At 68.9% G+C, this 12,360-nt stretch carries 9 protein-coding genes; 4 read left to right on the forward strand and 5 right to left on the reverse strand.

Annotation, left to right across the window (positions count from 1 at the left end; genetic code table 11):
• The first annotated feature begins 35 nt into the window (after nt 1-35).
• The gene (locus ACZZY9_RS04020; protein WP_463463080.1) at nt 36-2,579 is read left to right on the forward strand and encodes a glycosyltransferase; all 2,544 of its coding nucleotides are present in this window, start codon (nt 36-38) and stop codon (nt 2,577-2,579) included.
• A gap of 93 nt (nt 2,580-2,672) precedes the next feature.
• Here the strand turns inward: ACZZY9_RS04020 and ACZZY9_RS04025 are convergent, their stop codons facing one another.
• From ACZZY9_RS04025 to ACZZY9_RS04035, 3 genes are all read right to left on the reverse strand, one after another.
• Nucleotides 2,673-3,350: a hypothetical protein gene (locus ACZZY9_RS04025; protein ID WP_463463081.1), complete on the reverse strand. Its 678-nt coding sequence runs from the start codon at nt 3,348-3,350 to the stop codon at nt 2,673-2,675.
• Nucleotides 3,347-5,437 (reverse strand): hypothetical protein, encoded by a 2,091-nt coding sequence (locus tag ACZZY9_RS04030; protein ID WP_463463082.1) that lies wholly within the window; start codon nt 5,435-5,437, stop codon nt 3,347-3,349. Before ACZZY9_RS04030 ends, ACZZY9_RS04025 begins: the two co-directional genes overlap by 4 nt.
• A 231-nt stretch (nt 5,438-5,668) precedes the next feature.
• Nucleotides 5,669-7,384: a glycosyltransferase family 61 protein gene (locus ACZZY9_RS04035; protein ID WP_463463083.1), complete on the reverse strand. Its 1,716-nt coding sequence runs from the start codon at nt 7,382-7,384 to the stop codon at nt 5,669-5,671.
• A 174-nt stretch (nt 7,385-7,558) separates the two neighbouring features.
• Here ACZZY9_RS04035 and ACZZY9_RS04040 point away from each other — a divergent pair, with 174 nt between their 5' ends.
• A complete protein-coding gene (locus ACZZY9_RS04040) occupies nt 7,559-8,524 on the forward strand; it encodes a glycosyltransferase family 2 protein (protein WP_463463084.1) in 966 nt (321 codons plus the stop codon).
• Nucleotides 8,525-8,569: 45 nt separating this feature from the next.
• On the opposite strand, the gene ACZZY9_RS04045 is transcribed toward ACZZY9_RS04040, so the two are convergent.
• Both ACZZY9_RS04045 and ACZZY9_RS04050 read right to left on the reverse strand, forming a co-directional pair.
• On the reverse strand, nt 8,570-9,307 hold the full coding sequence (locus tag ACZZY9_RS04045; protein ID WP_463463085.1) for an ABC transporter ATP-binding protein: 738 nt from the start codon (nt 9,305-9,307) through the stop codon (nt 8,570-8,572).
• Nucleotides 9,304-10,077 (reverse strand): ABC transporter permease, encoded by a 774-nt coding sequence (locus ACZZY9_RS04050; RefSeq protein WP_463464631.1) that lies wholly within the window; start codon nt 10,075-10,077, stop codon nt 9,304-9,306. Before ACZZY9_RS04050 ends, ACZZY9_RS04045 begins: the two co-directional genes overlap by 4 nt.
• Nucleotides 10,078-10,244: 167 nt before the next feature.
• On the opposite strand from ACZZY9_RS04050, the gene ACZZY9_RS04055 reads away from it, so the two are divergent.
• Both ACZZY9_RS04055 and ACZZY9_RS04060 read left to right on the forward strand, forming a co-directional pair.
• Nucleotides 10,245-11,399 carry a glycosyltransferase family 4 protein gene (locus ACZZY9_RS04055; RefSeq protein WP_463463086.1) on the forward strand — a complete coding sequence of 385 codons (1,155 nt, stop codon included), beginning with the start codon at nt 10,245-10,247 and terminating at the stop codon, nt 11,397-11,399.
• Nucleotides 11,396-12,250 carry a glycosyltransferase family 2 protein gene (locus ACZZY9_RS04060; protein ID WP_463463087.1) on the forward strand — a complete coding sequence of 285 codons (855 nt, stop codon included), beginning with the start codon at nt 11,396-11,398 and terminating at the stop codon, nt 12,248-12,250. Before ACZZY9_RS04055 ends, ACZZY9_RS04060 begins: the two co-directional genes overlap by 4 nt.
• Nucleotides 12,251-12,360: the final 110 nt, after the last annotated feature.

Here is a 12,360-nt window from a genome sequence, read left to right on the forward strand (position 1 = left end):
CTCTCGCCAGAAAGCTCCCGCCCGAAAGGCAGTCCGTGACTGAACGCCGCCCCGGAGTCGTCTCCGTCGTCCTCGTCAACTTCCGTGGTGCCGACGACACCATCACCTGCATCACCGAGCTCAAGGCCGTCGACTGGCCCGCCGAGCTGCTCGAGATCGTGGTGGTCGAGAACGGCTCCGGCGACGACAGCGCCCGACGCATCCGCGAGGCCCACGGAGACGTCCTGCTGGTGAAGTCCAAGAAGAACCTCGGCTTCACCGGTGGCAGCAACCTCGGCGTCGCGAAGTCGAGCGGCGAGTTCGTCGCATTCCTCAACAACGACGCTCGTCCGCACCGCTCCTGGATCCGCGAAGCCGTCGAGACGTTCCACCAGGGGCGGGACATCGCCGCGGTGGCTTCGAAGGTGCTCGACTGGGAGGGCGAGAAGATCGACTTCGTCGATTCGGCCGTCTCCTGGTTCGGCATGGGCCATAAGCCCCACTACCTCGAGGCCGACGACGGCAGCCACGACGAGGCTCGCGACGTCCTGTTCGGCACCGGTGCGGCGCTGTTCGTCCGTACCGAGGTCTTCGAGCAGGTCGGCGGCTTCGACGAGCGACTGTTCATGTTCTACGACGACGTCGACCTGGGCTGGCGCCTCAACCTGCTGGGCTGGCGTGTGCGGTACCAGCCGAAGAGCCTCGCGTATCACAAGCACCATGCCTCGATGAAGGCCTACGGAGACTTCCGCGAGCTGTACCTGCTCGAGCGGAACGCGCTCTACACGATCTACAAGAACCTCGACGACGAGTCCCTCGCGTCCGCTCTCCCCGGTGCCATGGCGCTCATCGCGCGTCGGTCCCTCGCTCGGGGCGGCGTCGACTCGGGAGTGCTCGACCTCCGCGTGCCGGGCGACGACTCGCAGCCCGATCTCGCGATGCCGAAGACCAGCGCCGCCGGCTTCTTCGCACTCGACGCGTTCGTCGACGACCTCCCGTCTCTCACCGCCACGCGGCGCGAGCTCCAGTCGAAGCGCACTCGCAGCGACCGCGAACTCGCGCCCCTGTTCGGCACGACCGACGCCCCGTTGGCGGACATGCCGCGCTACCTCGACGGCTACGACGCCGTCGTGAACGCGTTCGACGTCCTCGCGGGCGCGTTCGCGCCGGGCGCCGAGTCGCAGGGCGGTCCGCGGGCCGTCGGCTCGCGACGCCGGATCCTCATCATCACCGGCGACTCGTTCGGCAAGAAGATGGCAGGACCAGCCATCCGCGTCTGGAACATCGCGACGCTCCTCAGCGCCGAGCACGACGTGCGGGTCATCAGTCTGACCACGGCCGAGCCTCTCGACGCCCCGTTCGACATCCAGGTCGTCTCACCGCACTTCCCCGCTCCGATGACCAAGCACGAGGCCTGGGCCGACGTCATCATCGTGCAGGGTTACGCCCTGCAGCAGTTCGAGGTGCTCGAGAACACCCAGAAGGTGCTCGTCGTCGACATCTACGACCCGATGCACCTCGAGCAGCTCGAGCAGGGTCGCGAGAAGGCGCTCGACGATTGGGACGATCAGATCCTCGGCGCGGCCGACTCGCTGAACAAGCAGATCGGGCTCGGAGACTTCTTCCTCTGCGCCTCCGAACGGCAGCGCATGTTCTGGCTCGGGCAGATGGCCGCCATGGGCCGCATCAACGCCTGGAACTACAGCCGCGACGAGTCGCTCGACTCGCTCCTCGCCATCGCGCCGTTCGGCCTCCCGAGCACACCGGCGGTCCACACGCGGAAGGCCCTGCGCGGCGTGGTGCCGGGCATCGGCGAAGACGACAAGATCGTGGTGTGGGCCGGGGGGCTCTACAACTGGTTCGACCCGAAGACGCTGGTCCGGGCGATCGCCGATCTGGCCACCCGCCACGACGACGTGCGTCTCTTCTTCATGGGGACCAAGCACCCGAACCCCGACGTGCCCGAGATGGCGATCGTCCGCGAGACCCGCGAGCTGGCTCGTGAGTTGGGGGTCCTCGACAAGAACGTCTTCCTGAACGACTCCTGGGTCGACTACGACGACCGGCAGAACTACCTGCTCGAAGCGGACGCCGGGGTGTCGACGCACTTCACGCACGTCGAGACGACCTTCTCGTTCCGCACGCGCATCCTCGACTACCTCTGGACGGGCCTCCCCATCGTCAGCACACGCGGCGACAGCTTCGGCGATCTCGTCGAGTCGTCCGACCTCGGAGTCGCCGTGCCGGAGCTCGACGTCCCGGCGTTGTCGGCGGCCCTCGAGAGCGTGCTCTACGACGACGCGGTGGCGGCCTCCGCCCGAGCGAACATCGAGGCCGTCCGGTCGCAGTTCGTCTGGGAGAACGCGCTCGCCCCGCTCGTCGAGTTCTGCCGCAACCCCGTCAAGGCCGCCGACAAGGTGCGCACCCTCTCGCCGGTGGCCGCCGCCCCCCGCACCTCGGCGGCGAGTCTCATCACCCGGCGCCCGGCCCGACGACACGGCATCGCTCACGACCTCGAGCGGGCCGCGTTCTATCTCCGCCACGGCGGCGTCGACGCCGTGTGGTCGCGGGTGAAGCGCCGCGTCATCAAGCCCCGCTGACGCACCCACCCCGTCGACGGCACGAGAGCCGCCTCCCGATCAGGAGGCGGCTCTCGTGCTGTCGGGACCCTCTACGGCCGACGGCGGACGGCGTCAGCCGACCGTGACGGTGGTCGCCGCGGAGTCGCCGACGGCGTCGACCGATTCGTAGTGGACGTGAACGGCCCACTCTCCTGGAGTCAGGCGCTCGGAGGACAGCGTGAGTCCTCCGCAGACGGTCGACTGGGCATCGGCCTGCGCGGCGAACGCAGCCGACTCGACGGTCTCGCCGTCGCGCTCGGCGACGATGATGCACGAGCCGCCCTGCTCGACGATGGCTCCCATCACCGCGGCTCCCTCGATCGCCGACGTGCTCGGCTCCCAGACGAGTCGGGGCGTGAACACGTCGGTGGTCTCCTGCTGTCCCGCCGTCGGCGGGAGGACGGGCGTCGACGGGGACGTCGGCTCGGTCGAGGGCACCGTATCGGGTGGCGTCGTCGCGGGCGGCGCCTCCGTCGGTGCGGAAGGCGTGCCGCTCGCCGTCGGAACGGGCGTCACGGTCGCGTCGGCGGTCGCCGACGCGGTCGGCGGGACACCTGCGGTCGGATCGGGCCCATCCGCACCTCCCCGCACGGAGAACGACACGACCAGAGCGATCGCTGCGAGCAGCACCACCCCCGAGACGATGGCCCAGACCCGGATCTCCTTCGCCCGCCTCCTGTCGTCGTTCTCCTGGTCGTCCCCGACGAAGTCCGTGACCTCGTCGTCCCCGTGGCGTCCGAGGTCGCTCATCGGACCGTCACCGTGGCGCAGGTCAAGGGCGTGTCGCCGCCGACGCCGCCGCCGCTCCTGGCGACGACGCAGACCTCGTGCTTCCCGGCCGTGACTCCTGCGACACTCGCCGTGAAGCCGTGGTTCGCACCCGATGCCGGGAAGGCCTTCGCGACGTCGGGGCGCGACTTCGACGCGGTCACGATGCCACGGGACACTCCGTCGACGCGCACGTCGACGGTGATGGGGCTCGTCTTCAGATCGGTGTCGAGCGCCCAGCCTCTGACATCGATGCGGCCTGCGGTCGTGCTCGTCGCTCCGTCGACGCGCCCCTGCGGCCAGGTCGTGCTGACCGAGGCCGTCCGGCACGACGGCAACGCGAGGTCCTTGCCGTCGCCGACGTTCACGGCTGTCGCGCAGACCCTATGGCTGCCCGCCGGAAGACCCGAGAGCACCGCGGTCCATCCGCGGTTCGATCCGGCTGCCGGGTAGGCGCGTCCGACGTCGGGACGACTCGCGGTGGCGTTCACGGTCGAGACGATCCTCCCGTCGACGCTCACCTGCACCTTGGTCGCCGCCGTGGTGGACGGATCGAACGCCCAGCCCTTCGTGTAGAGCGTGCCCGACGAACGGTGCTCCAGCAGCTCCAGACGGCCCTTCGGCGAGGTGTCGGCCACCGAGCCGCTCGTGACCGTCACGGTCTTGCACGGGCCCAGTTGCGAGTTCCTGCCCCCGCCGATGTTGATCCCGTACGCGCAGAGCGTGTGCTTGCCCGACGACAACGACACCGTGGCGCCGTAGCCCCGAGCGGGGCCCCAGTCGGGGTAGGCGCGACCGATGTCGGGGCGCTGGCGGTAGGCGGTCACGGCGGCGACCTTGCGGCCGTCGGCGTAGATGTGGACGCCGATGGACTTCGCGGCGTTCGGGTCGAGCGCCCAGCCCGCCACCGTCGCCTTGCCCGGAGCGCTCGCCGTCACGCTGTCGAGTCGCCCCTGCGGGTCGCTCGTCATGGTGAAGGTCTTGCACCCGAGTTGAGCGTTGGCCCCGAACTTCACGTTGATGCCGTAGACGCAGAACTGGTGCGTCTTCGCGGTCGTCTTGGGGATGTCGATCGAGTACCCGTGGCGGGCACCGTATTTCGGTTGCGCCCGCCCGACGTCGGCCCGCGACACGCTGGCCGTCGCGGCGCGCGAGTATCGTCCGTCGACGTAGACGTGGACGGAGATCGGGTCCGCCGTGTCGGGGTCGATCGCCCAGCCGGTCACGCGGGCGGTGCCCGCCTTGACGAACGACACGCTGTCGACTCGGCCGAACGGCTTCACGTTGCCGGTGGTGCTGCCGAACCAGTCGGTGTACAGCCGGAAGAAGTTGCGGTTGCCGTAGGCGCTGCACGAGTCGCCGGTGCCGTACATGTTCCGCAGCGCGGCGGCATTGGGCTGATAGGGCGTGTAGTAGTACAGAGCGGCCGTGGCCTTGTTCTGGATCGTGACCCGACTCGATCCGCACGCGGAGTTCGGGTTGTAGAGCACGTTGCTGACCTTGCCGACCGGGTACCAGTTGAAGAAGCTGCTGTTGCCGTAGACCTTCATCTGATGCGCCGACGAGTAGATCTGGTTGAAGAGCCCGTAGTAGGACGCGTCGCAGGCGCCGTTCGTCGTGTCAGGGCACGCGTACCCCATGGCCCGCCCGAGACGTTCGTTCGAGGGGTTGCCCGGGTAGGTCACCAGCGACTGCTCCTTCTCGAGCGTCACCAGCATGACCATGGCGCTGACACCGCACGCCGCCGAGACCTTCTGGATGATCGTCGCCGTCGACTCGCTCGACGCCCCCTGATAGCGGCCGCAGTACTTGTCGGCGGCCCTCGTGTTGGACGCCACCTTCTTCACCTTGAGGCAGTTCGACCCCGTGCACGCGCCTCCCTTGCTCGTGAGGAACGACTGGATCTGAGTGCCGGTCATGGCGTTCGAGGCGTAGAAGTTCGCGTCGCTGATGATGAAGCCCGGATCGAAGTCGGCTCCGGAGGCGGTGGTCGCCGAGGTCGCGGCCGTCGCCGACTCGCTCTCGGTCGCCACGAGGAGACCGGACGCGGCGACCGCGACCGCGGCCACCACCGCAGTCAATCGGACGAGCCGTGATCCCGGTGTTCGGGGCGCGCGCAGGCGCCCCGGACGTGTTGAACGCATATCGATACCTGATCTGTCGGACACGTCGCCGTCGGCCGCGCATGACTGCGCCCGGGATGGCCGGTCGACGAAGCAGCTGTGTGAGACGCGTCCGATCGGAAGCGACCCGTGAGACCAGGGTACAAAGTTATCGAGCGGTGTCCAGCCCGCCTCGCTCTACAGGGTCGAGAGGAGCTGGTCGAGATCGCCTCGGTTGCGGGCGAAATCGAACTCCCACGCCGACTGCATGGCCTCGGGGTCGTACTTCCCCTCGGCTCGGGGCTTGTCCGCGGCGCTCCAGAAGACGTGGACCTCGGCACCCGACAGGAGGCCGAACATCTGCTCCTCCTTGGCGGGGTAGGACTCCTGACCGAGGATGACCACGGCCCGGGGGTCGGCGGCGAGGGCCACGTCGAAGAGACCGACGCCGGCGAACCCGGCGACGACCTCGGCCCGGCCCAGGACGGCCGTCCGCTCGGCCAGAGTCATCGAAGCGGGGTCGACGACCGTGAATCCGCTCGCCGCGAAGTGCTGCTCGACCTCGTCGGCGTTGCGGCACCGGCGTTCGTCGAGTTCGCGCCCCCGCGTGATGAAGACCTTGGCGGGAGCCTTCGGGTCGACGGGGGGACCGAGCGCCGTCCGGATGCGCGACCAGACGTCTCGGAGCTCGGGATGGGCGTAGTGGGGATAGTCCTGCTGCCACATCGTCGTGGCCGACACGAGCCCCTCGACCTCGACGTCGTCGTGCACCCATTCGACGTCGACCGGGTCGATGCCCCAGGCCGTGAGGATCTCGCTCTCGATCCCGTCGGGGTCTGCTCCGGCCGGAAGTCGATAGATCGCCTTCAGCTCGGGGAGTCGCCGTTTCGCCTCGTCCCAGCCCCAGAGCTTGCCCACCGTGTCGGTCATCACCGAGCCGATGCGCTCGGGGGATGTCGCTCGGAGGTCGTAGTAGACCCCCGGCAGCCGGCGCGGCGTCATCGGATCCACCACGGCGAAGGTGGGAGTGGGGTTGCGACCGGACTCGGGGATGACCTCCTTCTTGAACGGCGACCGGAAGGATCCCGGCAGGAGGGTGTGCCCGATGACGCTGAGCAGCGACGCCCCGAGGGTCACCGCCGCTTCGTACTGACGGAGGGGCAGGGCGGGGACGGAGTACTCGGCGGGCAGGACGGGCTGACCGGACGTGCTCCGATGCGACACGACGGCGCCGTTGCGCGCCGTGAAGGCCACGGCCGGGAGCCGGGACAGCTCGTTCACCGTCACGCCGGGCAGACGGATCGGGAGCACCTCGTCGGCCCGGGCCTCTCCGACCTTCAGCTGGTGAGAGCCCCGCTTGGTGAAGACGATGCCGTCCGGTGTGGAGGTCATCTCCGACGTCGAGCGCGCGGCCTCGGTCTCCTCGCGGAAGAGCCCGTCGATCTCGCCGTCCCGGATCGTGGCCAGTCGTTCGAGCGCCTTGAGCGCGGCAGGCCCCGTGCCGTTGATGCTCGCCAGGATGAGGGTGCCGCCGTCGGCGACGTGCAGGTAGGAACGGCCCCAGGTGGCGAGCGCGGCCTCGACCCGCACGCGGCGCAGGTAGACGAAGACGTCCATCGTGCCGATGCTCTCGAGGAGGCGCGCGAGGCTGTCGTTGCCGGGCGCCGAGTGCCACGTGACACCGGGCACGTCCGGCCGGGGGACGTCGGGGCCGGGGAAGACGACGTGGAGGTCGGCGGCGGGGAACAGCTCGACGAGACTCGGCACCGTCCGGGTCTGATCGGCGTCGACGACGATGACGACGACGTCGCCCGCGGAGACGGCGGGGATCCTGGAACGCCAGGAGACCTTCGCCTCGACCGCGTCGTCTGCGACCAGGGCGCGGGACTTCTTGCGTGCACCGAGCTTGGGCATGGACTCAACTCCCTCTTCGTCGACCAGGTCGACACGTCAGGGCCGGAATCCCACCGTTTCCAGGCCGTCGGACACGCTATCAGCCGGTGCCGTACGCTGACTTCGGCTCTCCGGCGCTTCGGGATCCACGCACTCGACGGCACTCCCCGCAGGCCGCCACGAACGGAGGACGACATGACGACCGTCGACGTCGTGGTGGTCAACTGGAACGGCGCAGCCGTCCTCGGCGAGTGCCTCTCGTCGATCGTCGGGCACACCAGCCGGCACGACGTCTCGCTCGTGGTCGTCGACAACGACTCGCACGACGACTCGCTGGCGATCGTCGCGGCGATCGCCCCCGACGCCGCGGTCGTGCGGACCGGAGAGAACCGGGGTTTCGCGGGCGGCGTGCAAGCGGGCATCGAGGCGTCCCGCGCCGAGGTCGTGGTGCTCCTCAACAACGACGCCACCATGGAACCCGGGTTCGTCGACTCGGCCGTCGCGCACCTCCTCGGCTCCGACTCGTTGGGGGCCGTGACGGGACACCTGCTCCTCTCCGAACCCCGCGCCGACGGCACCCGCCTGATCAACTCGACGGGCGTCGAGCTGACGGCGTCCGGCAACGGCCGCGACCGCGACTGGCTGAGACCCGAGGGCGAAGCGGAGCCGTCGCCCCGCGACGTGTTCGGTCTCTGCGGCGGGGCGGCGGCCCTGCGACGTGCGGCCCTGGACGACGTCGGAGGCTTCGACGCCAGCCTGTTCCTCTACTACGAGGACACCGATCTGAGCTGGCGACTCCGGCTCGCGGGCTGGCGCGTCGAGTACGAGCACGACGCCGTCGTCCTGCACCGCCACGCGCACAGCACGGTCGAGGGCAGTCCCCTCTTCGTCCGCCAGAACACCCGCAACAGGCTCGTCGTGGCCACGCGCTACGCGCCGGCGTCCGTCGTCGCACGCGCCTGGGCGGCGACGATCGCCCGCACCATCAGGACGACGCTCGCCGCAGCGACCGGCGGAGGGCGGAGGGCCACGGCCGCCGCCGTCGCCGCGGGGCTCGCCTCCGCCGCGCGGGCGCTACCCGGCGATCTCTCGACCAGGAGGCGCTGGAACAGCAGAGCGGTGCTGACGGCGTCCCAGCGCCGGTCCCTGCTCGGCCGTTGACCCGACGGGCCATCCCGACGGCGAGGCCGTCGGGCCGCGGAGTCGTCAGCGACTCTTCATGAAGTCCTCGTAGGCGGGGGCGACCTCGTCGACCGAGCCTGCGTGGACGAGCTGCCCCTTGTCGATCCAGGCGACCTGATCGCACATGCGGCGGATGTTGGCCATCGAGTGAGTCACGAGGATGACGGTCCGGCCGCCGTCTCGGAGTTCGTTGAACTTGTCCTGGCTCTTACGCTGGAAGGCGCTGTCGCCCACGGCGAGCACCTCGTCGACGACGAGGATGTCAGGGCGCACGGTGATGGCCACGGAGAACCCGAGCCTCACGTACATGCCCGACGAGTAGTTCTTGACCGGCTGGTCGATGAAGTCGCCGATCTCCGAGAAGTCGACGATCTCGTCGAAGCGCGCGGCGACCTCCTTGCGGCTGAGGCCGAGGATCGACCCGTTCAGGTAGACGTTCTCGCGTCCCGTCAACTCGGGATGGAACCCGGAACCCACCTCGAGCATCGCAGCCAGCCGGCCGTTGTACTCGATGGAGCCCTCGTTCGGCGACAGGATCTTCGCGAGGCACTTGAGGAGGGTCGACTTGCCCGACCCGTTGCGGCCGATCAGACCGAAGGTCGAGCCCTTCGGCACCTCGAAGCTCACGTCTCGGACGGCCCAGAAGTCCTCGGCGACGACGCGACGCCCCCGCATGACGGCGGACTTCAGGGTCTGATTGTTCTCCTTGAAGAGACGGAACTTCTTCGAGACGTTGGAGACGGTGACGGCGGGTTCGATCACAGGAGTTCTGCCAGTTTCTTTTCGTTGCGTCGGAAGATCCAGAGGCCGAGGACGATGAAGACGGCGGCGTAGCCGAGACAGAACAGGGTGTCGTCGAGGGCCGGCAGACGCTGGTCGTAGAGGATCGTCCGGAACGAGGAGATGAAGCGCTCGACGGGGTTGAGACGGTAGAGGTCGAACAGCGTCACGGATCCGAAGAGCGGCCCGAGGTTGTTGCTGGCGTTCGAGACGAGGCTCAACGGGTAGACCACCGGACTCAGGTACATCATCAGACGGAGCGCGATGCCGATGAGGTGCTGGGTGTCCTGGAAGTAGACGTTGACGACCGACAGCATCAGACCGACCCCGGTGACGAACACCAGCATCAAAGCCATGAACACGATCATGACCGGCACGAAGAGCAGGACGCCCGGACCACCGACGATGAGGAGCGCGACGACCAGGATGACCATCTCGACGGCCCAGTTGAAGCCGGACGCCGCGCTGGCCGAGAGCACGAGGTTCGTCCGCGGGAAGTAGACCTTCTTGACCAGCGACGAGTTCGACCAGATGGCCCCCATGCCGCTGTTCACCGCGTTCGAGAAGAACTGGTAGGGCAGCAGACCGCAGAGGAGCCAGATGAAGTACGCGTCGATGCCGCTGGGATCGCCGGGGCCCGGATCGTTGCGGAACAGCACGCCGAAGACGAACGTGTAGACGAGCATCGACGCGAGCGGGTTGAGGAGCGACCACAGCTGCCCCAGGACGGTCCTCTTGTAGCGCCCCGTGATCTCACGCTTCGTGAGATTGAGGAGGCAGCTCCCTGGAGGACCAGAGTTCCTGGAAGTAGGTCATGCGTTTCCTAGCGGGACGGGAGGCGAAGAGCACGCCTGCAAAACTCGGCTAGCTTAGACTGGCTGAACCAGATCGCAATCCTAGTCGGAGCACCCTCGACCTTTTGTCCACACTCATCCGTGCCCTGGTCGACGCGACGGCGGTCCCCGACGACCTCGGCGGAGTCGGCCGCTACGTGACCGGATTCGTCGAATCCTTCCGCTCGAGCGCAGTCGAACTCCACGTCGTGGCCAAACCCGGTCCGCAGGCCGACTGGTTCGAGTCGCACGCCGCGGGCGTGGTCGTGCACCGTGCACCGGCCGCCCTCCGACGGACACCGGTGCGGCTCGTCTGGGAGCAGCTCGGCCTTCCTCTTCTCGCACGCCGCATCGGTGCGGACGTGATCCACTCGCCCCACTACACGCTGCCGTTGCTCACCCGCAGACGCCGGGTCGTCACCCTGCACGACGCGACCTTCTTCAGCGATCCCGACTGGCACATCCCCACGAAGGCGCGGTTCTTCCGCCTCTGGACCCGCCTCGCGCTCCGTCTCGCCGACGCGGTCGTCACCCCGAGCCAGGCGACGGCCGACGAGGTGCAGCGTCTCGTCGGGCGGACCCCGCGCCTCCTCCGGGTCGCTCCTCTCGGCGTCGATCGGACCGTGTTCCGCGAACCCACCGGAGCCGAGGTCGGGCGCCTGCGCGACGAGCTCGGGCTCGGCGACGACCCCTACGTGGCGTTCCTCGGCACGATCGAACCGCGTAAGAACGTGCCCGCCCTCATCGAGGCGGTGTCGCGCTTCTCGACCGAGCGGGTCGCAGCCGGTCTGCGGCCGTGGACACTCGTCGTCGCCGGAGCCAGAGGATGGGACTCCGAGACGGACGGGGCGGTGGCGGCGGCGCCGGATCTCCAGCGCATCGTCGTCACCGGATACCTGCCGCTCGAGCAGCTCTCCGCGTACCTGGGCGGGGCGGAGTGCGTCGCCTACCCGAGCCTCGGCGAGGGATTCGGCCTGCCCGTCATCGAGGCGCTCGCCTGCGGTGCCCCCGTCATCACCACCGAACGACTGTCTCTGGCCGAGGTCGGCGGCGACGCCGTCGACTACACCGGTGTCTCCGCCGCGGAGATCGCGGCTACCCTGGAGCGCGTCGCCGCACCCGGAGTCGACCGTGCCGCCCGTCGGACACGAGGTCTGGCGCGGGCCGCCGAGTTCACCTGGACGCGGTGCGCCGCCGTGCACGACGACGTATACCAGGCCGCCGCGAGAGGAACCCCGTGACCCAGACACCCCGGGTGGCCGTCGTCACCGTGTCGTACGACTCGGGCGAGTTCCTCGAACGGTTCGCCTCGAGCGTCGCCTCGTCGTCGAACGAGCCCCTCGCGCTCGTCGTCGTCGACAACGGCTCGACGGACGGCGCGCCGCAGCGACTGCGCGACATGAGATCCGACGCACGCGTCCTGCTCCTCCCCGAGAACAAGGGGTACGGAGGTGCGGTGAACGCCGCCTGCGTCGGCCTGCCCGCCGAGATCGAATGGATCCTCGTCGCGAACCCCGACGTCGAGCTGGGCGTCGGATCGGTCGACGAGATGCTGGCCGAGTTCGACGGCCACGACGATGTGGCCGCCGTGGGGCCGCACATCGCCGACGCCGCGGGCAACACGTATCCCTCCGCCCGCCGATTCCCGTCGTTCGTCGACGGCATCGGCCATGCGCTCCTCGTGCACGTCTGGCCCGGCAACCCCTGGTCGCGTCACTACCTCCAGACCAGCACCGCGGTCGAGCCCCGGGACGTCGACTGGCTGAGCGGCGCCTGCATCCTCCTCCGCCGGTCGGCGTTCGACCAGGTCGGCGGGTTCGACGAGCGGTACTTCATGTACTTCGAAGACGTCGACCTGTGCTTCCGTCTCGGCCAGGCGGGGTGGCGACGACGGTACCGGCCATCGTCCGAGATCATGCACGTGGGCGCGCATTCGACGAAGACCCGGCAGGCCGCGATGGTGCGAGCCCATCACGAGAGCGCCGCCCGCTTCGTCGGCACCAGGTACCCCGGGCCGACGCTGGCTCCCGTCCGGGCGCTCGTACGCCTCGGGCTCAATGTCCGAGCGGTGCTCAGCACGCGCCTCGGCTGAGGTCGGGGGGCGACCGGGTCGTCGTCGATATCATCGAACCCAGAGACAGACCATGGTCGGCCCTCGGGCCGCGGGAGGCAGGATCATCATCGGAACTCGTACCCCATCTC

It is taken from the genome of Frigoribacterium sp. AC394 (assembly GCF_979258095.1).

Excerpts from the sequence above, each read along its gene's own strand:
- ACZZY9_RS04025 (WP_463463081.1), bottom strand. The coding sequence starts at position 3,350 with ATGAGCGACCTCGGACGCCACGGGGACGACGAGGTCACGGACTTCGTC.
- ACZZY9_RS04035 (WP_463463083.1), bottom strand. The coding sequence starts at position 7,384 with ATGCCCAAGCTCGGTGCACGCAAGAAGTCCCGCGCCCTGGTCGCAGAC.
- ACZZY9_RS04040 (WP_463463084.1), top strand. The coding sequence starts at position 7,559 with ATGACGACCGTCGACGTCGTGGTGGTCAACTGGAACGGCGCAGCCGTC.